The sequence below is a fragment of the Limnohabitans sp. Rim8 genome (assembly GCF_943326455.1).
In the GTDB taxonomy this organism is placed as follows: domain Bacteria; phylum Pseudomonadota; class Gammaproteobacteria; order Burkholderiales; family Burkholderiaceae_C; genus Limnohabitans_A.
Window position 1 is genome coordinate 127,346 of the sequence record NZ_CALPTI020000002.1, and the last position, 25,464, is coordinate 152,809.

The following is a 25,464-nucleotide window of genomic DNA, read 5'->3' on the forward strand; positions in this document are numbered from 1 at the left end:
GTCTCCTCGGATGTCTCTGATGTTGTTGGAATGTGGGTGGCTTGTGAAGGGGGTTTACAAGGACAAGGCGGTGCCTTGCGCGTCCAGCTGGTCCAGTGCCAGTGCGCTGCCTTGCACCGCGCTGCGGCGGTGGTAAAAATTCAGGGCTCTGAGGCCCCCCAGCTCTTCACCGCCGCCCGCGCGGCCAGGGCCGCCGTGCAAGCTCATGGGCATCACGTTGCCGTGGCCGTTGTGCAAAGCCGCCACATCGGGGGACACAGCGTGCACACGGCCATGGCTGCTGGCCAGCTCGACCGAGGCTTGGGCTGTGAAGGCCGGGTCTTCGCTGTAGACCGAGCACACCAGTGAACCTTCGCCGCGGCGGATCATGGCGTAGGCTTCATCAATGCTGTCATAAGGCATCAAGGTGGACACGGGGCCAAACACCTCGACCGCGTGTAGCACCTGGGCGGTCAGGGGTGACTCGGTGCCCAGCAACACGGGCGCCACGCAGGCACTCGATGCATCGGCATCGACCAAGGCAGCACTGTTGCCGTCAAACAAAACGTCCGCTTCGGTTTTCAGCTGAGCCAGGCCTGCCAGCACGCTGGCTTTTTGTTCTTGACTGACCAGGGCGCCCATGCGCACGGTCTCATGGCGTGGGTTGCCCACGGTGGTTTTGACCAAGCGCGCGCCAATGGCGTCTGCGGCAGCTTTGTACAAAGCGCGGGGGACAAAGATGCGGCGGATCGCGGTGCACTTTTGGCCCGATTTGACCGTCATCTCGCGGGTGACTTCGGCCACCAGCAACTTGAAGGCTTCGCTGTCTGCGGTCGCGGCAGGCGAGAGCAGGGCTGAATTGAGGCTGTCGGCCTCGATGTTGCAGCGCACCGACAGCTCAGTCACGGCACGGTGGCTGCGGATGATCTTGCCCGTCTCGGCCGAGCCAGTGAAGCTGACCACGTCAAAGGCTTGCAGCTGGTCCATAAGGCCTGCAGACGAGCCGCAGATGACCGACAAGGCACCCACAGGCAGCACACCGGCGTCGATCACGTCCTTGACCATGCGCTGCGTCAACCAAGCGGTGGCTGTTGCGGGCTTGATGATCACGGGAACGCCCGACAGCAGAGCGGGTGCGGCTTTTTCCCACAGGCCCCAGCTGGGAAAGTTAAAGGCGTTGATGAACAGCGCTACGCCATGCGTGGGCACCTGGATGTGCTGAGTCTGAAAAGCGGGGTCCTTACCCATGCGGATGCGTTCGCCGTCGAGCAGCAGTGTGGCGTCGCCCAGGGCCGCGCCCTGTTTGGCGTAGTAGCCCAGGGTGAAGAGAGCACCGTCGATGTCCACGCCCGAGTCCTTGGCCACGGTGCCGCTGTTGGCGGTGGCAATTTCGTAATAAGCATCGCGATTGGCTTGCAGGACTTCGGTGATTTTTGTCAAAAGGGCTGCGCGTTGGCCATAGCTCAGGGCACGCAGGGCCTTGCCGCCTTGTTCACGTGCAAATGCAAATCCTTCTGCCAGGTCGATGCCGCCGCTGGACACCCGGGCCAGTTCCGTGCCCAGCACCGGGTCAAACATGGGCGTGCCCGCACCGGTGCCGATTTGCCAGCGGCCTGCGAAGTAGTTGGGGAGCAATGCGGTCATGTGAAAGGCTTTCGGTTGGAATTCGAGGCAAAACGGATCAACAGGCACTGAAATGCCACAAGGGACTGTTCCTCTTGGCCAGTTGGCGGTATAAACACGGCTTCATGCAGTATCGTGCCTGCCAGTAAGTATGCATTAAAGTGCATGTTTTGTGCCTTCAGAAATTATAGGGTTTTCCCTTGATCGCAAACACCATGTTGAATTTGTCCTCCATTGACACCACGACCGCCGCAGCGGCTGAATCAGAAGCCAAGCGCAACCCATTTTTGGTCACGCTGGGTGAGCGGGTGCGCAACCTGCGTTCGCGCCAAGGCATGACGCGCCGCGCCGTGGCTCTGGCAGCCGATGTGTCCGAGCGGCACCTGGCCAACCTGGAGTACGGCACAGGCAATGTCTCTGTCTTGGTCTTGCTCCAGGTGGCCAGCGCCTTGCAATGCTCATTGGCTGAATTGCTGGGCGATGTGACCACCACCTCGCCCGAGTGGTTGCTGATCCGCGAATTGTTGGGCAAGCGCAGCGAGGCTGATTTGCGCCGGGCTCGCGAACAGTTGGGTGAAATGTTTGGCGAAGGTGGTAATGCGCAAGAGCGCAAAAACAGAATCGCGTTGATTGGCTTGCGAGGCGCTGGCAAGACAGCATTGGGTCAACGTCTGGCCGATGACCTGGGCTTTCCCTTCATTGAGCTGAGCCGAGAAATTGAGCAGTTCGCGGGTTGCCAGATCAGCGAGATCCACAATCTTTACGGGGCCAATGCCTATCGCCGCTATGAGCGTCGCGCGCTGGAAGAGGCCATACAAATTTACCCCGAGGTGGTGATCGCGACACCCGGTGGATTGGTGTCAGATTCGGCTAATTTCAACTTGCTGCTTTCCCACTGCACCACGGTGTGGTTGCAGGCGGACGCCACAGACCACATGGGCCGTGTCGCTGCGCAAGGCGATATGCGTCCGATGGCGGCCAGTCGTGAGGCCATGGAGGATCTCAAGCGCATTCTCGAAGGGAGAGCGGCGTTTTATTCCAAGGCCGATATGACCATCAACACCAGTGGCCGCACCGAGTCGCAAGCTTTTGATGCTTTGAGGACTTTGGTTCGCCAACATGTGCAGCGACCCGCTTGAGGCCACCGAGGATGAAACAAATACAAGGGTAATCACTTAGCAAATGCAGTAAAGTGCATATTGCGCATGCGATTGAGGTGCAATAAAATTCAAATCAACATGCACTGAATTGCATTTTTGACTGAAATCAACCCATTTCACCGCCGGAGACCACCATGACGACATCCTTTCAGGTCAATTACCAGACCAACCCTTCCGAGTACAAGCACATCCACCTGGCCTTTGAGGGCGAGATCGCGACCTTGTCGATCAACATCAACGAAGACGCAGGCATCCGCCCTGGTTACAAACTCAAGCTCAACAGCTACGACCTGGGTGTGGACATCGAACTACATGATGCGCTGCAGCGCATCCGCTTCGAACACCCCGAAGTGCGCTCGGTGGTGGTGACCAGCTTGAAGGACCGTGTCTTTTGCTCCGGCGCCAACATCTTCATGCTGGGTGTGTCCACCCACGGCTGGAAAGTGAACTTTTGCAAGTTCACCAACGAAACCCGCAACGGCATCGAAGACTCCAGCAAGCACGACGGTCTGAAATTCGTCGCTGCCTTGAACGGCGCTTGCGCGGGCGGTGGCTACGAGCTGGCCTTGGCTTGCGATGACATCGTCTTGGTGGACGACCGCTCCAGCGCCGTGTCGCTGCCTGAAGTGCCCTTGCTCGGCGTGTTGCCTGGCACCGGTGGTTTGACCCGTGTGACCGACAAACGGCATGTGCGCCACGACCTGGCCGACATCTTCTGCACCAGCGTCGAAGGTGTACGTGGTCAAAAGGCCGTGGACTGGCGTTTGGTCGATGCGATTGCCAAGCCTGCTGTTTTCAAGGATGTGGTCAAAGCGCGTGCCACACAGTTGGCTGCAGGCAGCATCCGCACGGCAGGTGCCAAAGGTGTTGAGCTGACCCCTTTGAAACGGACCATGGCGGCTGACGCACTGACCTACACCAACGTCACCGTCGAGATCGACCGCGCCAAGCGCATCGCCACTTTCACCGTCAAGGCCCCTGCCACGGCACAGCCCAGCGACATCGCCGGCATCGAAGCCGCAGGTGTGAACTGGTGGCCCCTGCAGATGGTGCGCGAACTGGACGACGCCATCTTGCACATGCGCACCAACGAACTCGACATTGGCACCTGGCTGCTCAAGACCTCTGGCGACGCCTCGGCTGTTTTGGCCTCTGATGCGAGCTTGCTGGCCCACAAAGACCACTGGTTGGTGCGCGAGACCATCGGCCACCTGCGCCGCACATTGGCCCGCTTGGACGTGTCCTCGCGCAGCCTTTTTGCCTTGATCGAAGAGGGGACTTGTTTTGTCGGCACACTGGCTGAGTTGGCGTTTTGCGCCGATCGTGCCTACATGTTGGCCTTGCCTGACGATGCAGCCAGAGCGCCCAAGATCCAGTTGAGTGAAATGAAGTTTGGATTTTTCCCGATGGTGAACGACCAGACCCGCCTGCAACGCCGCTTTTACGAAGAAGTGCCTGCCATGGAAGCCGCTCGCGGCGCCATTGGCCAAGCGCTCGATGCCGACGCCGCACTGGCGCTGGGCTTGGTGACCGCTGCCCCTGATGACATCGACTGGGCTGACGAAATCCGTCTGGCCTTGGAGGAGCGCTCATCCATGTCGCCTGACGCTCTGACCGGCCTGGAAGCCAATTTGCGTTTTGCCCAAAAGGAAAACATGGCCACCCGCATTTTTGGCCGCTTGACCGCTTGGCAAAACTGGATCTTCCAGCGCCCCAATGCCGTTGGCGAAAAGGGTGCCTTGAAGGTTTATGGCAAGGGCGAGAAAGTCCAGTTCGACATGAACCGCGTTTGATGTTTTTGCGTTGTGCAATGGGCCTCCCGGTGGTGCCCGCTGTAACCGAAATTTGACCCCACCGTTGCTTTCTTTATATTTCTGGAGACTCTCATGTCCGGTATCAACTACAGCGAAAAGATTCCCAACAACGTCAACTTGTCGGAAGACCGCACGCTGCAACGCGCCCTCGAGCAGTGGCAGCCCAACTTCATCAACTGGTGGGACGACATGGGCCCCGAAGGCTCGACCGACATGGACGTGTACCTGCGCACGGCCGTGAGCGTGGACCCCCAAGGCTGGGCCCAGTTTGGCCACGTCAAGATGCGTGACTACCGTTGGGGCGTGTTCATGAACCCCGGCGAACAAGACCGCAAGATCCATTTCGGCGACCACATCGGCGAGAAAGCCTGGCAAGACGTGCCTGGCGAGCACCGCGCCAACCTGCGCCGCATCATCGTGACGCAAGGCGACACCGAGCCAGCGTCGGTTGAGCAGCAGCGCCACTTGGGCCTGACTGCGCCCAGCATGTACGACCTGCGCAACTTGTTCCAGATCAACGTCGAAGAAGGCCGCCACCTGTGGGCCATGGTGTACCTGTTGCACAAATATTTCGGCAAAGACGGCCGTGAAGAAGCCGATGCTTTGCTTCAGCGCAACAGCGGCAACGAAGACAACCCCCGCATCTTGCAGGCTTTCAACGAGAAGACGCCCGATTGGCTGTCGTTCTTCATGTTCACTTACTTCACCGACCGTGACGGCAAGTTCCAGTTGTGCGCCTTGGCCGAATCCGCATTCGACCCATTGGCCCGCACCACCAAGTTCATGCTGACCGAAGAAGCGCACCACATGTTCGTGGGCGAGTCCGGTGTGAGCCGCACCATCCAGCGCACGGTGGACGTGATGAACCAGCTCAAAACCGACGACGTGGGCAAGCTGCGTGCTGCTGGCGTGATCGATCTGCCCACCATCCAGCGCTACATCAACTTCCACTTCTCGGTGACCATCGACCTGTTTGGTGCAGACGAGTCGTCGAATGCCGCCACTTTCTACAGCTCTGGCCTCAAGGGCCGTTACGAAGAAGGCAAGCGTGGCGATGACCACATCTTGAAGGGCAACAGCTACAAGATCTTGTCGGTCGAAGACGGCAAGCTGGTCGAAAAAGAGGTGCCGATGCTCAACGCTTTGAACGAAGTGCTGCGCGACGACTACATCACCGACTCAAAAGGCGGCATCGACCGTTGGAACCGTGTGATCAGCAAGGCCGGTATTCCTTTCACCTTGACTGCTCCTCACAAGGCGTTCCACCGCAACATCGGTTCTTTGTCCGGCTCCAAGATCACGCCCGATGGCCGTGTGGTGACCGATGCCGAGTGGATGGCCAAAGTGGGCGAGTGGTTGCCCACAAACGAAGACCGTGCCTATGTGGCCAGCCTGATGGGCCGCTGCGTCGAGCCAGGCAAGTTCGCCAACTGGATCGCACCACCCGTCATGGGCATCAACCGTCAGCCAGTGGACTTTGATTACGTCCGGTTCAACTGATTGAGTTTTTGATTCGATTGCTGCCTCTTCTTCGTTGTGGGGGCAGCAGTTGACAGAGGAAGGGGCGGGTTCCTCATGACGGGGTACCGAAAATCGTCACCCGCCCCTTCCCCTGTCAACTGCATGGGTGCGTAAAGCGCACAAACACCGGTAGACTGCCGAGGTTAAAACTGGCACAGAGCGACGGTGTGGCTTGGGGCTGGGCACCGATTTTCCGGTACTCCGTATGAGGTGTCCGGCCCCAAGCCACACCGTTGCGGACCTTGCAAAGGTTGCTGACCACGCAAACCTTAGATAGACAAAGACAAAGAAGACACCTGAAAGCCAAGACATGAGCACAGAAGCGACGCTGATCAAACAACACCTGATCGACCCGGAAATCTGCATCCGCTGCAACACCTGCGAAGCGATTTGCCCGGTCGGCGCGATCACGCACGACTCGCTCAACTACGTCGTCAAGGCCGACATCTGCAACGGTTGCATGGACTGCATCTCGCCTTGCCCCACGGGCTCGATTGACAACTGGAGGATGGTGCCCAAGGCCAAGGTCTACAGCATCGAAGAACAACTCAAGTGGTATGACTTGCCCGCCGAATTGAGCGCCGAAGAACTCGCTGCCGCTGGTGGCGAGGGCAATTCTGATGAGGCCATGGCGCAAAGTGTTGCGCAAGCCGCCGTGCAAGCTGCCGCCTCTTCGTCATCCGCCGCCACAACCGCCGTCGCTTCAGGCTTCAACTCTGCCCAGTTCGGCGCGACCATCCCCCCCTGGTCGGCAGCCCACGCATACACCAACCTTTATGGTCCCAAGGCGGCTGAGAAAACCATCACCGCCACCGTGACGGGCAACCTGCGTGTGACCGAGGTGGGTTTGCAAGAAGGCCAACAAGACTACGACACGCACCACATCGTGCTGGACTTTGGCAGCCTGCCCTTTCCTGTGCTCGAAGGCCAGTCGATCGGCATCATTCCGCCCGGTGTGGACGCCAACGGCAAACCGCACCACGCCCGCCAATACTCCATTGCCAGCCCGCGCAACGGCGAGCGCTCCGGACACAACAACCTGTCGCTGACCATCAAGCGCGTGCTCGAAGACCACGACGGAAAGCCGGTGCGCGGCGTTGGCTCCAACTTCATGTGCGATCTGAATGTGGGCGACAAGGTGCAGGTGATTGGCCCGTTTGGTGCGAGCTTTCTCATGCCCAACCACCCCAAGAGCAACATCGTCATGATCTGCACCGGCACAGGCAGCGCGCCCATGCGTGCCATGACCGAATGGCGCCGTCGCCTGCGGGCCAGTGGCAAATTCGAGGGCGGCAAACTCATGCTGTTCTTTGGCGCACGCACACCCGCCGAGTTGCCTTACTTTGGGCCGTTGAACAACCTGCCCAAAGATTTCATCGACATTGAATTTGCCTTCTCGCGCGAAGTGGGCAAGCCCAAGCGTTATGTGCAAGACGCCATGCGCGATCGCGCTGCCGACATCGCAGCCCAACTCAAAGACCCGAACACCTGTTTTTATGTGTGCGGCTTGAAAAGCATGGAAGAGGGCGTGGTCATGGCGCTGCGCGACATCGCACAGAACGCCGGACTCGATTGGGATACCGTGGGTGCGGCGCTGAAAAAAGAAGGCCGTTTGCACCTCGAAACCTACTGACCACGCATGGCGAATACCACCCACATTGGCCTGGACCAAGTTCGCCAGCAACTGCGCCAGCCCCGAATCCAGCTCAAAGGCCGCCAGGTCACGCCAGAGGCCCGCGCCGATGTGCAAGCCCTCATCGGTCCTGTGCCGAAAGAAGGCCACCGCCGTGATCTGCTGATCGAGCACCTGCATGTGCTCAACGACCACTTCCACGGTCTGTTCGAACGCCACATCGTGGCGCTGGCCGCCGAGATGCGGCTGCCCGTGGTCGAGGTGTTCGAGGTGGCTTCGTTCTACCACCACTTTGAGATTCTGAAAGACGATGTGTCAGCCCCACGCATCACCGTGCGGGTGTGCGACAGCCTGAGCTGCAGCCTCGCGGGCAGCGACAGTTTGCTGCGACAGTTGCAGCGCGAACTGGTAGGGGATGTGCAGGTCGTCCATGTGCCTTGTCTGGGCCGCTGCGAGCAGGCCCCTGCGGCGCAAGTGGGCCAGCAGGCTGTGGCGTTTGCCACGGCCCAGGATGTGAGCCGTTTGGTGGTCGAAAACAGCACGCAGCCCTTGGCCTTGCCCCAGGCACTGCGTTTCGACGATTACAAAAAAGCCGGGGGCTACCAGCTGGCCCAGCAAGTGGCAGCCGGTCTGAAAGACCACGAATCGGTCATCCAGTGTTTGGAGTCTTCTGGCCTGCGTGGCTTGGGCGGCGCGGGTTTTCCGGCCGGTCGCAAGTGGCGCATCGTGCGAAGCCAGTCCGGCCCGCGCTTGATGGCGGTGAACATCGACGAGGGCGAGCCCGGCACCTTCAAGGACCGCACTTTCCTGGAAGCCGATCCGCACCGCTTTTTGGAGGGTGTGCTGATCGCTGCCAGCGTGGTGGGCTGCGAGGCGGTGTACATCTATTTGCGTGACGAGTACCACGAAGCGCGTGTTTTGCTGACCGAAGAATTGGCTGCGCTGAAACTGAATCCGCCTTGCGCGCTGCCGCGCATCGAATTGCGCCGTGGCGCGGGGGCCTACATCTGCGGCGAAGAGTCGGCCATGATCGAAAGCATCGAAGGCAAACGGGGCGAGCCGCGCATGCGCCCGCCCTACATCGCCGAGGTCGGGCTGTTTGGCCGCCCCACGCTCGAGCACAACTTCGAGACGCTTTACTGGGTGCGCGAACTCATTGAACAAGGTGCAGAAAGTTTTGCATCGCATGGCCGCCACGGTCGCCAGGGCCTGCGCCGCTTCAGTGTGAGCGGGCGCGTCAAGCAACCTGGCGTCAAGCTCGCGCCTGCGGGGATCACGCTGCGCGAGCTGGTCGATGAATACTGCGGCGGCATGGCCGTGGGCCACACGCTCTACGCCTACCTGCCTGGCGGTGCCAGTGGCGGCATCTTGCCCGCTCGCTTGGCCGATGTGCCGCTGGACTTTGACACACTGCAGCCCCACGGCTGCTTCATCGGCTCGGCCGCCGTGATGGTACTCAGCCAACATGACAGTGCCCGCGAAGCGGCTCTGAATGTGATGCGCTTTTTCGCGCACGAGAGCTGCGGCCAGTGCACGCCCTGCCGTGTGGGTACCGACAAGGCCGCGCAACTCATGACCGCTGAGGTCTGGGACGCCAACACCTTGGAAGACCTCGCGCAAGTCATGGGCGATGCGTCCATCTGCGGTCTGGGGCAGGCCGCGCCGAACCCAATCCGCTGCGTGTTGCAGTATTTCCCGCACGAAGTGGGGGCAGCATGAGCACGGTTCAATTCACTCTCAACGGCCAAAGCGTCGAAGCGCCTGCCGGTAAAAGCATTTTCAACATCGCCAAAGAATTGGGCATTGCCATCCCGCACCTGTGCCACAAGGAAGGCTTGGCACCCGACGGCAATTGCCGAGCTTGCGTGGTTGAAATTGCAGGCGAGCGCACCCTGGCCCCGAGTTGCTGCCGCAACGCCACGCCCGGCATGCAGGTGCGCACCGACAGCGAGCGCGCGGTCAAAAGCCAGAAGATGGTGTTGGAGATGCTGCTGGCCGACTTGCCTGAGCAGGGCCACAAATGGCTGGACGATCGGGCTGAAGCGCCGCACGGCGAACTGAGTCAATGGGCCGAGCACCACGGCGTGCAAGTGCGCCCGCAATTGGCAGCCCTGCGCCGTGAAGCCGTGCCCGCCGACCTGTCGCACCCCGCCATGGCCGTGAACTTGGACGCTTGCATCCAGTGCAACCGTTGTGAGCGCGCTTGCCGAGACCTGCAGGTCAACGACGTGATTGGTTTGGCTTTCCGGGGCGCGCACACGCAGGTGGTGTTTGACCTGGCCGATCCGATGGGCGGCAGCAGTTGCGTGGGCTGCGGCGAATGCGTGCAGGCTTGCCCCACAGGGGCGCTCATGCCCAAGAGCCATATGGGACCGCAAACCGTTGACCGCGAAGTCGACTCGGTGTGCCCGTTTTGCGGGGTGGGTTGCCTGGTCACCTACCAAGTGCGGGATGAAAAAATCATCAGCGTCAAAGGCCGAGAAGGCCCGGCCAACGAAGGGCGTTTGTGCGTCAAAGGCCGTTTTGGCATGGACTACATCCACAGCCCAGACCGCATCACCAAGCCCTTGATCCGCAAGCCGGGCGCGGCCAAGGATGTGGGCCTCATCGATGGCCACACCGACTGGCGCGAAGTCTTCCGCGAAGCCACCTGGGAAGAAGCACTGGAAGTGGCCGCACAGCCCCTGAACGCGATGCGTCAGAAACATGGCCCCAAGTCGCTCGCCGGTTTTGGCTCGGCCAAAGGCAGTAACGAAGAGGCTTACCTTTTCCAGAAATTGGTACGCACAGGCTTTGGCAGCAACAACGTGGACCACTGCACCCGCCTGTGCCATGCGTCCAGTGTGGCGGCCTTGCTCGAAGGTGTGGGCTCGGGTGCAGTCAGCAACCCGGTGCGCGATGTCGAACATTCCGACCTCATCCTGGTGATCGGCTCCAACCCCACCAGCAACCACCCGGTGGCCGCCACCTGGATGAAGAATGCTGCCCAGCGCGGCACACGCATTGTTCTGGCGGACCCGCGCATCACCGACATTGGGCGTCACGCTTGGCGCACTCTGCCCTTCAAGGCCGATACCGACGTGGCGCTGCTCAACGCCATGCTGTATGTGATCGTGACCGAGAACCTGTGCGACGAAGCCTTCATGCGCGAGCGTGCCGACAACGTGGCCGAACTCAAGGCCCATGTGCAGGCCTTCACGCCCGAAGCCATGAGCGCGGTCTGCGGCATCCCGGCCGAGACCATCCGCGAAGTGGCGCGGGCCTATGCCAGTGCCCAGGCCGCCATGATTTTGTGGGGCATGGGCGTGAGCCAGCATGTGCATGGCACCGACAACGTGCGTTGCCTGATCGCGTTGGCCAGCATCACCGGCCAAATTGGCCGCCCCGGCACGGGTCTGCATCCGCTGCGCGGCCAAAACAACGTGCAAGGCGCCAGCGACGCGGGCCTGATCCCGATGATGTACCCCAACTACCAGCGTGTGAGCGACAAGTCGGCGCACGACTGGTTCGAGAAATTTTGGGATACCTCACTGGATGACCAACCCGGTTACACCGTGGTGGAGATCATGCAAAAAGCGCTGGCCCCGGACAGCGACCCACACAAGGTGCGCGGCATGTACATCATGGGTGAGAACCCTGCCATGAGCGATCCCGACTTGAACCACGCACGCCACGCCTTGGCCAGCTTGCAGCACTTGGTGGTGCAAGACATCTTCTTGACCGAAACCGCTTGGCTGGCCGATGTGGTGTTGCCCGCCAGCGCTTGGCCCGAAAAAACCGGCACGGTGAGTAACACCGACCGCACGGTGCAAATGGGTCGCCAGGCGGTGCAACCGCCGGATAATGCGAAACCTGACTTGTGGATCATCCAGCAGATCGCCAAGCGCATGGGCCTGGACTGGCACTACGCGGGCGAACACGAGGGCGTGTCAGAGGTCTATGAAGAAATGCGCCAAGCCATGGCTCCGGCGATTGGCGGCATCGACTGGGCGCGGCTGGATGCGGGCTCGGTCACTTACCCTTGCTTGAGCGCCGACGACCCGGGCCAGTCCATCGTTTTCCAGGACCACTTTCCGACCCAAGACGGTCGGGTGAAATTGGTGCCTGTCGATTTGATTCCAGCAGCAGAACTGCCCGATGCCGACTTTCCCTGGGTGCTCATCACCGGTCGTCAGCTGGAACATTGGCACACCGGCAGCATGACGCGTCGTGCCACGGTCCTGGATGCGTTGGAGCCTGCGGCCACGGCCTCCATGTGCGGCGCTGACATGGCCCGCATCGGCTTGGAGCCGGGTCAGCGCATCCGAGTGGCCTCTCGCCGTGGGGCGGTGGAGATGCAACTGCGGCAAGACGACGGCACCCCAGTTGGCGCAGTTTTCATTCCGTTTGCCTATGTCGAAGCGGCGGCCAATGAATTGACCCATGCCGCTTTAGACCCTTTTGGCAAAATTCCTGAGTTCAAGTTTTGTGCAGTGCGGATCGAAACTGTGACGGGTACAGCCGCATAATCAGCCCCTTTGGACGGTCTGGTCGGTGAAGTGATTTCAACAACAGGGTCGACCCTCAGAGCTCATACAGGGTGAGAAAGTTACAAATGTCAGTTCACGTTTTGTCTGAAATGGCAGTGCTGATGCGACGCGAAGCCGTTCAGGGCGCAATGGCACGCTGGCAATCGCACCGTTGGTTGTTGGCCGATGTGGTGCCCCAGGAAGAGAATTTTGGCCGCGAGCCGCGACGTTTGCGGCATACCGACGACGAGTCTCTGTGGCTTTATCCGGGTTGGCCCCTGGAACTGTTCTCGGACGATGCCGAGGGTTATTGGCTCAACGCGACTTCGCCAACGCCTTGCTATTTCGTCATGTGGCGCATGGTTGATCAGGAAGATGGGACAGAGCTTGTGGCTGTACCGCAAGCCCTGAGCCTGAGTTACCACGATGCAGGCCGATGGCTGGATGCGCAAGAGACGGTGGAAACCGTGCCCTTGCCCACTGAGGCGGTGGCATGGTTGCTGGACTTTGCGACCCAACACTTTGTGCCCGAAGAAAAGAAACGCCAGCGTCCACAAAGTTTCATGCGTCTGACCGACCGGTTTGGTCAGCCCGCATCGGTCAGCACGGACAGCAAGCGAAAAGGTTCCGGGGCCAAGCCATGAGCGACCATTTTTTCAGCCGTTGGTCCCGCCGTAAGCAGGGCCTTGAAACGACGGAGTCCGTGCCGCCCAAAACAGACAACAGCCAAGCTATGGCGGTGGGCGGTCAGGCCCATTTGCCTTCCCAGTCTTCCGTACCGCCTGCTGCAGGCGCTGTTGACGCCACGGCGGCGCCCGATCCAGCGGCACAGCGCCCACCCTTGCCCACCTTGGAGGACGCGCGTGCTTTGACACCTTCATCCGATTTCCAGCCGTTCATGCAGCAAGGTGTGGCCGCCGATGTGCGCAACACAGCGGTTAAAAAACTGTTCACCGACCCCCATTTCAACGTGATGGATGGTTTGGACATCTACATCGGTGACTACAACACACCAGACCCATTGCCTCCCGGCATGTTGCAAAAAATGGTCGGCGCCCAATTTTTGAATCTCTTCCCGTCCAGCAGCGATGCCACTGCAAATTCTGAAAATCCCGCTGTCCCCCTGGGTAATGCGGCTCCAATCAGTGGAAACCCTGATGAAAGTCCTGCCTTGCAAGAAGGCTCGGCCGATGTGGCACAGTCGCCGCAATCTTTAGACACGCCTGACCAGCAGCACACCGCAGCGCCAACAACACGATTAGCTCCAGAACATGACCACCCTGATTTGCAACTGCAACCAAACCATGCCCCTGCAAGCCCAAGCCCTGGGCAAAGCACTGGGTGAAGACCTGACGCTGCACACCACCTTGTGCCGCCGTGAGGCGGGTCAATTTCAAAAAGCCGTGAAAACCGGCGAGACCGTGGTGGTGGCATGCACCCAAGAAAAACGCCTGTTCAGTGACCTGGCCGAGCAAACCGAAGGTGCTGTTTCGCCCATCCGCTTCGTCAACATTCGCGAAACGGGTGGCTGGGGCAAAGAAGCCGAATACGCCACGCCCAAAATGGCCGCCTTGCTGGCCGCTGCCCATTTACCCGAGCCCGAGCCGGTGGCCACGGTCACGTATAAAACGGAGGGCCGCGTGCTCATCATCGGGGCCTTGGATGCCGCCGAACGTGCCGCCAGTTTTTTGGCCGATTCCATGCAGGTCACGATCTTTGCCCAAGGCGCAGGCAGCGCAGGCGGTAGCCAAGAGCGGCGCTTCCCGGTGGTGGCGGGTCGCTTGCAAAGCCTCAAAGGGTGGCTGGGTGCTTTTGAGGTGTCTTGGGACGCCAGCAACCCGATAGACCTGGACCTGTGCACCCGCTGCAATGCTTGTGTGGCCGCCTGCCCAGAGCAGGCCATTGGTCTCGATTACCAAGTGGACTTGTCGCGCTGTAGTTCGCACCGCGACTGTCTCAAGGTCTGCGAAGCCGCAGGCGCCATCGACTTCAGCCGCGACGCCCGCCCGCAAACCGAGCGCTTTGATGTGGTGCTCGACCTGCGCGGCGACAAAGCCTCGCCCACGTTCACATCGCACGCCTTGCCCCAAGGCTTCTTCCGCTGGGACGGGCAAGACCTGCAAACCCTGCTCAAGGTGCGTGAACTGGTGGGCGAGTTTGAAAAGCCACGCTTTTTTGCCTACAAGCAAAAGCTCTGCGCCCACAGCCGCAACGAACAAGTCGGTTGCAGCGCTTGCATCGACATCTGCTCGGCCGAAGCCGTGCGCTCAGACAAAAGCCGCCAGCAAATCGTGGTCAATCCCAACCTGTGCGTGGGCTGTGGCGCTTGCACCACGGCTTGCCCCACAGGAGCGCTCACCTACGCTTACCCGCGTCCGGCTGAGCAGGGCGCCAAGATCCGCAGTTTGCTCACGGCTTACCAGGCCGCAGGCGGGCGTGATGCCGCTTTGCTTTTGCACAGCCAAGAAAAGGGCCAAGCGCTGATCGACGAGTTGGGTCGCGCTGCACAGCTCGGTGTCATGCAGGGCGTGCCCGCCCGCGTGATGCCCGTGGCCCTGTGGCACACCGCCAGTGTCGGCATGGAACTGTGGCTCTCGGCCGTGGCCTATGGTGCGCGCCAGGTGATGGTGCTGATCACCGCTGAAGAAGCGCCGCAATACCGGTCTGCACTCATGGAACAAATGGCCGTGGCCCAAAGCCTGCTGAGCGGTCTGGGTTACAACGGTGTGCATTTCCAACTCATCGAAGCCAAGACCGCCACGGCTTTAGACGGCGATTTGCAGCGCTTGTGTGCCCGCGCCCTGAAGGCCAGCAATTTGCCTGCCGGACCGGCCACCGCAGCCCGCCATGCGGTGCAAGCCGAAAAGCGCAGTAATCTGGAGCTGGTGATCGACCACCTGATGGCACAGTCGCCCGTGATGGCCATGGACGAGGCCACTCGCCCCAAAGCCTTGGCTTTGCCAGAGGCCGGATCGCCCTTGGGCAGCATCACGGTGGACGGCAGCAAGTGCACGCTGTGCATGAGCTGTGTGGGCGCTTGCCCTTCATCTGCCTTGCAAGACAACCCCTTGCAGCCTGAACTGAAGTTTGTTGAGAAAAACTGTGTGCAATGCGGCTTGTGTGCCAAAACCTGCCCAGAAAACGCCATCAGCCTGCAGCCACGCTTGTCTTTGGTGCCCGAGCGCGCCCAACCGCGGGTGGTACACAGCAGCCCGCCTTATGCCTGTATCCGCTGCGCCAAGCCCTTTGGCACGCTCAAGGCGATTGAGACCATGCTGGGTCGCCTCACAGGCCACAGCATGTTTCAGGGGCCAGCCCTTGAGCGCCTGAAAATGTGCGGTGACTGCCGAGTGATTGACATGTTCAATGACGAGAACCAGGTGCGCATCACCGATGGCCAGTTGCCCCCCAAAACCCGATAAGTTGTTGCCATGAGCCAAGACCTGAACCTGTCCGCCCACAGCCATGCGCTGGACGAAGAGACCGCACGCGCAGAGATTTACGGCCTGCTGTCCCAGCTTTTTTACGCGGCGCCTGCGGCTGAGCTGTTGGGCCAGCTGCAAGTGGCCGTCACTGAAGCTCCTGATGCGGGTGCTTTTCTGGAGGAGCCTTGGCGCGAATTGGTGGCCTGCGCGCGCGGTTTGACCGAATCCCAAATTGCCTCCGAGTACAACCAACTCTTTGGTGGCGTGGGCAAACCTGAGATCTACCTCTTTGGCTCACATTACATCAGTGGTTTTTTGAACGAAAAACCACTGGTCAGGTTGCGCGACGACTTGGCTGCGCTGGGTTTGGGTCGGAGCGAGGACATGTCGGAAACCGAAGACCATGCCGCCTATGTGTTTGAGGTCATGCGGTATTTGATTGCGGGTGACGATGTCACGGTGTCCAACCTCACCCATCAGTTGGCTTTTTTCAGTCAACATGTGAAGCCTTGGCTACCGCTCATGTGTCAGGCGGTGATGGCACACCCCAAAGCTGTTTTTTATGCCCGCTTGGCCCACTTCACCGAGGGGTTTTTGAGTGTTGAGGCCCAAGGATTTGATTTGGTGACCTGATTGAATTTTTTTCTTAAACCAACTGAAAAAAATGACCAAGCATTTAAGGGTTATCACTTAGCTTTAACTCTTAGCCACCACTCATAATCCGATACTGAGCAGTAACTTTTTACGCTTGCACGTTCAACAGGAGACATCCCATGACCCCAGCTCAACAAGATATTTCAACAAAATCTGCCGATGCGCCCGAAACCAGCCGTCGCCGTTTCTTCGCCAAAGCAGCGACCGCAGCCGCCGCTGTGCCGCTGGCCGGCGCGCCCATGATCGCTGTGGCCCAAGCCCCCATCGTGTTCAAGATGCAAGGTTCTTGGGGCACCAACGAAATTTTCAGTGAGATGGCCCAGCAGTACGTCACCCGCGTCAACGAGATGTCTGGTGGCCGCCTGAGAATCGATTATTTGCCCGCAGGTGCTGTGGTCAAGCCTTTCGAAATCATCGACGCCGTGAGCAAAGGCGTGCTCGACGGTGGCCACCACGTGTCTGGCTACTGGTATGGCAAAAACAAATCGGCTTCTTTGTTCGGCACCGGCCCCGTGAGCGGCGCCACCCCCGATATTGGCTTGAGCTGGATTCAGGCCGGTGGTGGCCAACAGTTGTGGGACAAGCTGGTCGCCAAGATGAACCTGAACGTCGTCGGCTTCTTCTCCTTCCCCATGCCTTCTCAGCCTTTGGGTTGGTTCAAGAAGTCCCCACCCAAGAAGGCGGCCGACTTGAAGGGTTTCAAGTACCGCACCATCGGTTTGGCTGCCGACATGCTGCAAGAAATGGGCATGGCTGTGGCCCAGTTGCCTGGCGGTGAAATCGTGCCCGCCATGCAGCGCGGCGTGATCGATGCCTTCGAATTCAACAACCCCACCGCCGACATGCGCTTTGGTGCACAAGACGTGGCCAAGTTCTATTCCATGGGTTCCTTCCATCAGGCTCAGGAATTCTTTGAAATCATCTTCAACAAGGACAAGTACAACGCCTTGCCTGCTGACCTGAAGGCTGTGCTCAAGTACGCCGCAGAAGCCGCTTCGACCGCTTCGACCGCTTTGGCGCACGAAAACTACTCCAAAGACTTGCAAGAGTTGATCGTCAAGCACAAGGTGCAGGTCTCTCGCACCAGCGCCGATGTCTACAAGGGCCAGCTGGCGGCTTGGGACGTGGTCACGGCCAAGTTGGAGAAAGAAGTCGACATGTTCAAGGAAGTGAACGATTCGTTCAAGGCCTGGTCACGCCGCGTGGGCTTCTACCACTTCACCAACGAAGCCAACTACCGCATGGCTTACGAGCACGTGCAGAAGACCAAACTGCCAGTCTGATCACAGAGTCCCCCTGAAGGCTGTCGGAATTTCTTCCGACAGCCTTTGTTTTTGTCTGTCTAGAGGTAAGTTGTATGGAAGTTTGGATTCGAAGGATTGACATCCTCAATAAGTCGATTGGTCACGCCTTTTCTTGGTGTGTATTGATCCTGACCGCATCCACCTGTTTTGAGGTGTTCATGCGTTATGTGCTCAACAGCCCCACGGTTTGGGCGTTTGACATGAGCTACATGCTCTACGGTGCCATGTTCATGATGTCAGGTGCTTACGCCCTCTCGCGCAACTCCCATGTTCGCGGCGACTTCTTTTACCGCAACTGGTCCAACCGCACACAGGCCAAAGTGGATTTGGCTTTGTATTTCGTGTTTTTCTTTCCAGGCATTTTTGCCATGGTGTTCACGGGTGGCCAGTACGCCTACGAAAGCACGCGCATTTTGGAGTCCAGCGTGAACAGCCCAGCAGGCGTGCCGGTTTGGCCCCTGAAGTCGATCATTTTTGTGGCCGGCGTCACGCTGCTGATTGCGGGTGCCGCAGAGGTCATGCGTTGCCTGGTGTGCATCCGCACGGGCGAATGGTTGTCGCGCGGCAGCGATGTCGAAGAACTTGAACAAGTGTTGATCCAACAACACGCTGAGAAAGCACCATCATGAGTGATCCGTTTGTCGCCCTCTTAATGCTGGGGCTCTTCATTGTCTTTATCTTTTTCGGTTTCCCGATCGCCTTCACGATGATGGCCATGGGCATGGGCTTTGGTTTTTACGCCTATTTCACGCCCGACCAGTTGATTTGGGACAACCGCATCTTGTACTTGTTCACGCAGAACACTTTCAGCGTGATGAACAACGATGTGCTCATATCGATCCCCTTGTTTTTGTTCATGGGTTACATCATTGAGCGCGCCAACATCCTGGACAGGTTGTTTTTGAGTTTGCAGGTCGGCTTGCGAGGCGTTCCTGGCTCGATGGCCGTGGCTGCACTGGTCACTTGTACGCTGTTTGCGACAGCCACCGGCATTGTGGGCGCGGTGGTGGCCCTGATGGGCCTGATCGCCTTGCCGGCGATGCTCAAAGCCGGTTATGACGAAAAACTGGCCAGTGGTGTGATCACGGCAGGTGGCACTTTGGGCATCTTGATCCCACCCTCCATCTTGCTCATTGTGTATGCGGCCACAGCCAGTGTGTCGGTGGTCAAGATGTACGCTGCGGCCATCATCCCTGGCTTCACCTTGGCTCTTCTGTACCTGATCTACATCATCGTGCGCGCCACGCTGAATCCCTCTTTGTGCCCCAAGCCCAAAGATGTTTACGATTATTCCGTCTGGGAAAGCATTGTCATGGTGCTGAAGGCCTTTGTGCCTTTGGCCGTCTTGATCATGTCGGTGTTGGGCTCTATTTTGTTTGGTTTGGCAACCCCCAGCGAAGCGGCCGCCATGGGCGTGTTGGGCGGCATCATCTTGGCGATTGTCTACCGCGCCTTCACTTGGCAGCGGCTGCGCGAGTCGGTTTACCTCACGGCCCGCACCTCGGCCATGGTGTGTTTCCTGTTTGTCGGTTCGGCCACTTTCGCCTCGGTGTTTGGTTACTTGGGCGGTGAGAATCTGGTCAAGGATTTCATGCTGGCATTGAACCTGTCGCCTTTGCAGTTCTTGCTGCTGTCCCAGTTCTTGATTTTCATCTTGGGTTGGCCTTTGGAGTGGAGCGAGATCATCATCATCTTCGTGCCCATCTTCTTGCCTTTGCTGCCCTTGTATGGCATTGACCCGATCTTGTTCGGCATCTTGATCGCCGTGAACCTGCAGACCGCTTTCTTGACCCCGCCGATGGCGATGTCCGCCTATTACCTGAAAGGGGTTGCACCCAAGAGTCTGCAATTGAACACCATCTTCAGTGGGTGCATGCCTTTTGTGTACATCATTTTGTTCACACTGGCCATGACCTATGTCTTTCCAGCCATGGTGACCTATTTGCCTGAGGTGTTCTTCGACCAGTCGGTGGAGATGGAGCGTGACCCCAACGACGAGTCGGTGGTCAACCCTGATTTCTTCAAGCAGCAGTGATGAGCGCCAGTCCCCTTAACGTATCGGAACTCACGGCACTGCAAATCCGCGAGCATTTGCTCAGAGGCCAGGAGACGGTGGAGGAATTCACCGTCAAACTGGGCCAGTTTGTAGATGCCGCCGATGACAAGATCCGCGCTTTTGTGCACCGCGATGACCGGGTGGTGGCGTTGCAGGCAGACAACCTGTTTCGCGACCGTACGGCCGGCCATTTGCCGGGTCCTTTGTATGGCGTGCCGGTGGCGGTCAAGGACATCATCGACACCATGGACTTCCCCACCGAATACGGCAGCCCGATCCACCAAGGCCGTTACTCGGTGGGCGATGCCACCGTGGTGTCACGCCTGCGCGCCGCGGGGGCCGTGATCTTCGGCAAAACCGTGACCACGGAATTTGCCACCACCCAAGCGGGTCCGACCTGCAACCCGCACAACACAGCCCACACGCCTGGCGGATCGTCCAGTGGTTCGGCCGCTGCCGTAGCCGCGGGCATGGTGCCCGTGGCGCTGGGCACCCAAACCAACGGCTCGGTGATCCGTCCGGCCTCGTATTGCGGGGTCTATGCTTACAAGCCCTCACGCGGGTTGGTGCCACGCACCGGGGTGCTGGACCAATCGCCTTCGCTCGACGAAGTGGGCGTTTTTGCCCGCAACTTGGAAGACATCGCCTGTGTGGCCGAGATCCTGACGGGCGACGACGGCCATGACGCCGCCACTGCACGACAGGCCCCGCGCCGTTTGTACGATGTGGCTGTCTCGGAGCCACCGCTGCAGCCGAAGTTTTGCTTTGTCAAAACACCTTGGTGGGACCAGGTCGATCCCGAAGCCCGCGAAGCCTATGAGGCTTTTGTGGACCACTTGGGCGACTGCGTGACACACGCGGCCTTGCCCGACATCGTGCGCAATGTGGCGCCTTGGCTGGTCACCCTCAACGAGTCCGAGCTGGCGTTTTGTCTGCAAAAAGAATGGCTTCACAGCCGCGCGCAGTTGAGCGAACCCCTGCAAGCGCGCATCGAAAAAGCAGTGAACATCCCGGTCACCGATTACCTGGTGGCCAAAGACCGCCAGTTCCATGTCATGAGTGCTTTTGACGAGTACTTCGCCACTTATGACGCCATTTTGTGCCCGGCCGCGCTGGGCACCGCCCCTGTGGGGCTGGAATCGACGGGCAACCCGATCATGCAAACCACCTGGAGTTTTGCAGGTCTGCCCAGCCTCAACTTGCCGCTGATGAACCTGTCCAATGGCTTGCCATTGGGTGTACAGGCCGTTGGCGCTCACCAAAACGATGCCCGCCTGCTGCGCTCTGCGCGTTGGTTGGTGTCTGAATTTGTTAAAAGGAATCTGGCATGAAATCGCTTGAACGCTTCACTGGCCTCTTAGGTCTGGCTTTGGTTGCAGCATTCCTGCTGCCCTATATTTACAAGTTGCCCCAGTTGGACATCACCCTCATCTTGTTGGGGGGTTTGGGTTTGGCTGTGTTTGATTATTTGTCTTCGGGCAAAGACGATAAAACCGAGTGATCGCGTCACAGGCCTGAGGGTCCTGTGTGTGCCAGCACACAGCATCTTGGGCTTTGCTTGAGATTCGCGTCACCAACTTGACATGTCTTTCTAGTACCCAAGGGTTTTCACCTTGATTACTTGGACATCGGGCCCTAGCATTCTTCCTATGCAAACATTTGCATGAGATTGCTTATTTGAGCTTGCCCTGAGTTTTCCTTTTTCCGGAGTCTTCCATGTCTTCCAAAACTTCCGCTCTTTCGCGCCGCAGTCTGTTTTCCGGTGCTGCGACGGTCGGTGCTGTGGCCGCTGCAACAGCCGTTTTGCCTGGTGTGGTCAGCCATGTGGCGCCTGCTGCACCTGCCACCCCAAAGCCCACCCGCGGTGGTGGCTACACGTTGAGCGAACACGTTCAGCAGTACTACAAGACCACACGGGTCTGATTCTTTTTTCGCCTTCATTCCTGTTCACTCCCAACTGGAGCCCTCCATGTTGCTGACCAAAAAACAATCTGGCACCTCGGGTGCTGTTTCTTCTCCGTTCATCCACAGCTTGCGCCGTGGTTTGTCGCAGGCTTTGCCCACCTTGGACCGCCGCAGTTTCTTGCGCCGTTCGGGTTTGGGTGTGGGTGTCGGTTTGGCTGCTTCACAGCTCACGCTGGTGCAAAAAGCCCATGCCGGCAAAGGCACTTCCATCGTGGGAGCAGGCAAGGTTGAAGTCAAACGCACCATCTGCACACACTGCTCTGTCGGCTGCGCTGTCGATGCGGTGGTTGAAAACGGGGTTTGGGTTCGTCAAGAGCCTGTGTTTGATTCACCCATCAACCTGGGTGCCCATTGCGCCAAAGGTGCTGCTTTGCGTGAGCACGGCCATGGTGAGTACCGTTTGCGCTACCCCATGAAATTGGTCAAGGGCAAATACGAGCGCATCAGCTGGGACACCGCCCTCACCGAGATCAGCGCCAAGATGCTGGAGCTGCGCAAGGCCAGTGGCCCAGACAGCATTTATGTGGTCGGCTCCTCCAAGAGCAACAACGAGCAAGCTTACTTGCTGCGCAAATTTGTGAGCTTCTGGGGCAGCAACAACTGCGACCACCAAGCGCGTATTTGCCATTCAACCACGGTGGCGGGTGTGGCCAACACCTGGGGTTACGGGGCGATGACCAACTCGTACAACGACATGCAAAACAGCAAGGTCGCTATGTACATTGGCTCCAATGCTGCTGAAGCCCACCCCGTGTCGATGCTGCACATGCTGCATGCCAAGGAAAACGGCTGCAAGATGATTGTGGTCGACCCCCGTTTCACGCGCACAGCCGCCAAGGCCGATGAGTACGTGCGCATCCGCTCCGGCACAGACATTCCTTTCTTGTTCGGTTTGATGTACCACATCTTCAAGAACGGCTGGGAAGACAAGAAATACATCAACGACCGTGTCTTTGGCATGGACGCGATCAAGACAGAAGTCATGGCCAAGTGGACGCCAGACAAGGTCGAAGAAGCTTGCGGCGTCAAAGAAGACCAAGTTTTCAAGATCGCCAAAATGCTGCACGAGAACAACCCCGGCACCATCGTTTGGTGCATGGGCCAAACGCAGCATACGATCGGCAATGCCATCGTCCGCGCCTCTTGCCTTTTGCAATTGGCTTTGGGTAACGTGGGCAAGACCGGCGGCGGCACCAACATTTTCCGTGGCCACGACAACGTACAGGGCGCAACCGATGTGGGCCCTAACCCAGATTCTTTGCCCGGCTACTACGGTTTGGCCGAAGGCTCTTGGAAGCACTTCGCCAACGCTTGGGGCGTAGACTTCGAGTGGATCAAAAAACAGTTTGCATCGCCTGCCATGATGGGCAAAAACGGCATCACCGTGTCCCGCTGGATCGATGGTGTGCTAGAGAACAACGAGTTGATCGATCAAGACAGCAACCTGCGCGGTGTGTTTTATTGGGGCCATGCCCCCAACTCTCAGACCCGCGGCTTGGACATGAAGCGCGCCATGGACAAGCTGGACTTGTTGGTGGTGGTCGATCCCTATCCATCGGCCACTGCGTCGATGGCGGCCATGCCTGGCAAACCAGAAGACCTGAACCCCAACCGAGCTGTTTATCTGCTGCCTGCTTGCACGCAGTTTGAAACCTCGGGTTCTTGCACGGCTTCCAACCGCTCCATTCAGTGGCGTGAGAAGGTCATTGAGCCTTTGTGGGAGAGCCGTTCTGACCACATGATCATGTACCAATTGGCGCAAAAACTGGGCTTTGGTGCCGAGTTGGTCAAGAATTACAAAATGCAAAAAGTCGGCGGTATGGAAGAGCCTATGCCCGAAGACATCCTGCGTGAAATCAACAAGTGCGTTTGGACCATTGGCTACACCGGCCAAAGCCCAGAGCGCTTGAAGGCCCACATGAAGAACATGCATGTGTTCGACGTGAAGACCTTGAAAGCCAAAGGCGGCAAAGACAAAGAAACCGGTTACGACTTCACCGGCGATTATTTCGGTTTGCCATGGCCTTGCTACGGCACCCCTGAACTCAAGCACCCTGGTTCGCCTAACCTTTACGACACCTCCAAGCATGTCATGGACGGCGGCGGTAACTTCCGCGCCAACTTTGGCGTTGAGCGCGATGGCAAGAGCCTGTTGGCCGAAGACGGCTCCCATTCCTTGGGCGCCGACATCACCACCGGTTACCCTGAACTCGACCACATCTTGCTGAAGAAACTGGGTTGGTGGGACGAGTTGACCGAGGCTGAAAAAGCCAAGGCCGAAGGTAAGAACTGGAAGACCGATTCATCGGGCGGCATGATCCGCGTGTTCATGAAAGGCCATGGATGCCATCCTTTTGGCAATGCGAAAGCGCGTGCAGTGGTCTGGAACTTCCCTGACCCGATTCCACAGCACCGCGAGCCTTTGTATGGCACGCGCCCAGACTTGATGGTCAAGTACCCCACGCACGACGACCGCAAAGCCTTCTGGCGTTTGCCCACCTTGTACAAAACGGTCCAAGACAAAAACATCGCCGACAAGTTGCATGAGAAGTTCCCTCTCATCATGACCTCAGGTCGATTGGTTGAGTACGAGGGGGGTGGTGAAGAAACCCGCTCCAACCCTTGGCTGGCCGAATTGCAGCAAGAGATGTTTGTGGAGATCAATCCCAAGTCCGCTGCAGATCGTGGTATTCGAAATGGCGAGCGTGCATGGGTGACCTCACCCACAGGCGCTCGCATCAATGTGCAGGCCATGGTGACCGAGCGTGTAGCGCCCGATACCGTGTTCTTGCCTTTCCACTTCTCAGGTCGCTGGCAAGGCGCCGACATGTTGGCTCACTACCCTAAAGGCGCTGCACCCATCGTGCGCGGTGAGGCGGTCAACACGGCCACCACCTATGGTTACGACAGCGTGACCATGATGCAAGAGTCCAAGACCACCATCTGCAACATCGAAAAAGCTTAATCGGCTCAGGAGAATACGATGGCACGAATGAAATTTATTTGCGACGCAGAGCGTTGCATCGAGTGCAACGGCTGCGTGACCGCTTGCAAAAATGAACATGAAGTCCCATGGGGTGTGAACCGCCGCCGTGTGGTCACATTGAACGACGGCGTACCGGGCGAGAAGTCGATCTCGGTGGCTTGCATGCACTGCTCGGATGCACCTTGCATGGCCGTTTGTCCCGTGAACTGCTTTTACAAGACCGACGAAGGCGTTGTCTTGCATGACAAGGACATCTGTATTGGTTGCGGCTATTGCTCTTATGCTTGCCCGTTTGGCGCGCCCCAATTCCCGTCTACCGGCACCTTCGGTCTGCGCGGCAAGATGGACAAGTGCACGTTCTGTGCCGGTGGTCCTGAAGAGCATGGCAGCCAAGCCGAGTTCGACAAATACGGTCGCAACCGTCTGGCCGAAGGCAAATTGCCAGCCTGCGCGGAAATGTGTTCCACCAAGGCGCTGCTTGCGGGTGACGGCGATGTGGTTGCCGACATTCTGCGTGGCCGTGTGGTTCAGCGTGGCAAAGGCGCAGAAGTCTGGGGCTGGGGAACGGCTTACGGCAACCAAGCCAAAGGAGCATGAGCATGAAAGCAGCCATCATTTTGAGCAGCCTGTTTTTGCTGGCAGCTTGTGGCGAAACTCGCCAAGACAAGGCTGGTGTTGGTTCTGATAAGCCAGCAGTTGCAGGCACGGGGGTCGCTGTTTACACCGATCCGGGCTGGAAGGCCGGTGACAAGGCTGGATGGTCTAACCACCTCAAAGCCCGTGCTCAGTACGGTCAAGACGACCACACTCGTGCCCCCAAGTGAGTGACCAGGAGA

General features: G+C 58.7%; 20 protein-coding genes. 19 read left to right on the forward strand and 1 reads right to left on the reverse strand.

Annotation, left to right across the window (positions count from 1 at the left end):
• Positions 1-54 precede the first annotated feature (54 nt).
• Entirely contained in the window at positions 55-1,623 is a 1,569-nt protein-coding gene (locus tag Q1M54_RS01930) for a 3,4-dehydroadipyl-CoA semialdehyde dehydrogenase (RefSeq protein ID WP_300553130.1), read from the reverse strand.
• Between the two features lie 194 nt (positions 1,624-1,817).
• On the opposite strand from Q1M54_RS01930, the gene Q1M54_RS01935 reads away from it, so the two are divergent.
• The 19 genes from Q1M54_RS01935 to Q1M54_RS02025 all read left to right on the forward strand — a co-directional run bounded on the left by Q1M54_RS01935 (position 1,818) and on the right by Q1M54_RS02025 (position 25,452).
• The gene (locus Q1M54_RS01935; RefSeq protein WP_300553132.1) at positions 1,818-2,741 is read left to right on the forward strand and encodes a helix-turn-helix transcriptional regulator; all 924 of its coding nucleotides are present in this window, start codon (positions 1,818-1,820) and stop codon (positions 2,739-2,741) included.
• 155 nt (positions 2,742-2,896) lie between these two features.
• Complete coding sequence (gene boxC / locus Q1M54_RS01940) at positions 2,897-4,555, forward strand: 2,3-epoxybenzoyl-CoA dihydrolase (RefSeq protein WP_300553134.1); 1,659 nt, start codon at positions 2,897-2,899, stop codon at positions 4,553-4,555.
• A 93-nt stretch (positions 4,556-4,648) separates the two neighbouring features.
• Positions 4,649-6,076, forward strand: coding sequence for a benzoyl-CoA 2,3-epoxidase subunit BoxB (boxB, locus tag Q1M54_RS01945; RefSeq protein WP_300553137.1), 1,428 nt, complete (start codon positions 4,649-4,651; stop codon positions 6,074-6,076).
• Between the two features lie 331 nt (positions 6,077-6,407).
• Positions 6,408-7,730, forward strand: coding sequence for a benzoyl-CoA 2,3-epoxidase subunit BoxA (boxA, locus tag Q1M54_RS01950; RefSeq protein ID WP_300553140.1), 1,323 nt, complete (start codon positions 6,408-6,410; stop codon positions 7,728-7,730).
• A gap of 6 nt (positions 7,731-7,736) precedes the next feature.
• Entirely contained in the window at positions 7,737-9,449 is a 1,713-nt protein-coding gene (locus tag Q1M54_RS01955) for an NADH-ubiquinone oxidoreductase-F iron-sulfur binding region domain-containing protein (RefSeq protein ID WP_300553143.1), read from the forward strand.
• The gene (fdhF, locus tag Q1M54_RS01960) at positions 9,446-12,238 is read left to right on the forward strand and encodes a formate dehydrogenase subunit alpha (RefSeq protein ID WP_300553146.1); all 2,793 of its coding nucleotides are present in this window, start codon (positions 9,446-9,448) and stop codon (positions 12,236-12,238) included. Before Q1M54_RS01955 ends, fdhF begins: the two co-directional genes overlap by 4 nt.
• 86 nt (positions 12,239-12,324) lie before the next feature.
• A complete protein-coding gene (locus tag Q1M54_RS01965; RefSeq protein ID WP_300553149.1) occupies positions 12,325-12,882 on the forward strand; it encodes a DUF3305 domain-containing protein in 558 nt (185 codons plus the stop codon).
• A complete protein-coding gene (locus Q1M54_RS01970; protein ID WP_300553152.1) occupies positions 12,879-13,583 on the forward strand; it encodes a DUF3306 domain-containing protein in 705 nt (234 codons plus the stop codon). The genes Q1M54_RS01965 and Q1M54_RS01970 overlap by 4 nt, the downstream gene beginning before the upstream one ends.
• A complete protein-coding gene (locus tag Q1M54_RS01975) occupies positions 13,543-15,660 on the forward strand; it encodes a 4Fe-4S binding protein (RefSeq protein ID WP_300553440.1) in 2,118 nt (705 codons plus the stop codon). Before Q1M54_RS01970 ends, Q1M54_RS01975 begins: the two co-directional genes overlap by 41 nt.
• 9 nt (positions 15,661-15,669) lie before the next feature.
• Positions 15,670-16,296: a molecular chaperone TorD family protein gene (locus Q1M54_RS01980; protein ID WP_300553155.1), complete on the forward strand. Its 627-nt coding sequence runs from the start codon at positions 15,670-15,672 to the stop codon at positions 16,294-16,296.
• Between the two features lie 140 nt (positions 16,297-16,436).
• Positions 16,437-17,600, forward strand: coding sequence for a TRAP transporter substrate-binding protein (locus Q1M54_RS01985; protein ID WP_300553158.1), 1,164 nt, complete (start codon positions 16,437-16,439; stop codon positions 17,598-17,600).
• A gap of 74 nt (positions 17,601-17,674) precedes the next feature.
• On the forward strand, positions 17,675-18,250 hold the full coding sequence (locus Q1M54_RS01990; RefSeq protein WP_300553160.1) for a TRAP transporter small permease subunit: 576 nt from the start codon (positions 17,675-17,677) through the stop codon (positions 18,248-18,250).
• Positions 18,247-19,656, forward strand: a complete 1,410-nt coding sequence (locus tag Q1M54_RS01995) for a TRAP transporter large permease subunit (protein ID WP_300553163.1) — start codon at positions 18,247-18,249, stop codon at positions 19,654-19,656. The genes Q1M54_RS01990 and Q1M54_RS01995 overlap by 4 nt, the downstream gene beginning before the upstream one ends.
• Positions 19,656-21,008 carry an amidase gene (locus tag Q1M54_RS02000; protein WP_300553166.1) on the forward strand — a complete coding sequence of 451 codons (1,353 nt, stop codon included), beginning with the start codon at positions 19,656-19,658 and terminating at the stop codon, positions 21,006-21,008. The genes Q1M54_RS01995 and Q1M54_RS02000 overlap by 1 nt, the downstream gene beginning before the upstream one ends.
• A complete protein-coding gene (locus Q1M54_RS02005) occupies positions 21,005-21,178 on the forward strand; it encodes a hypothetical protein (protein ID WP_019425739.1) in 174 nt (57 codons plus the stop codon). Before Q1M54_RS02000 ends, Q1M54_RS02005 begins: the two co-directional genes overlap by 4 nt.
• Before the next feature lie 215 nt (positions 21,179-21,393).
• Positions 21,394-21,600 carry a formate dehydrogenase gene (locus Q1M54_RS02010; protein ID WP_300553171.1) on the forward strand — a complete coding sequence of 69 codons (207 nt, stop codon included), beginning with the start codon at positions 21,394-21,396 and terminating at the stop codon, positions 21,598-21,600.
• Positions 21,601-21,646: 46 nt separating this feature from the next.
• Positions 21,647-24,607: a formate dehydrogenase subunit alpha gene (locus Q1M54_RS02015; RefSeq protein WP_300553173.1), complete on the forward strand. Its 2,961-nt coding sequence runs from the start codon at positions 21,647-21,649 to the stop codon at positions 24,605-24,607.
• A gap of 18 nt (positions 24,608-24,625) precedes the next feature.
• The gene (gene fdh3B, locus Q1M54_RS02020; protein ID WP_300553176.1) at positions 24,626-25,225 is read left to right on the forward strand and encodes a formate dehydrogenase FDH3 subunit beta; all 600 of its coding nucleotides are present in this window, start codon (positions 24,626-24,628) and stop codon (positions 25,223-25,225) included.
• 2 nt (positions 25,226-25,227) lie between these two features.
• Entirely contained in the window at positions 25,228-25,452 is a 225-nt protein-coding gene (locus Q1M54_RS02025; RefSeq protein ID WP_366146238.1) for a hypothetical protein, read from the forward strand.
• The last annotated feature ends 12 nt before the right edge of the window (positions 25,453-25,464 follow it).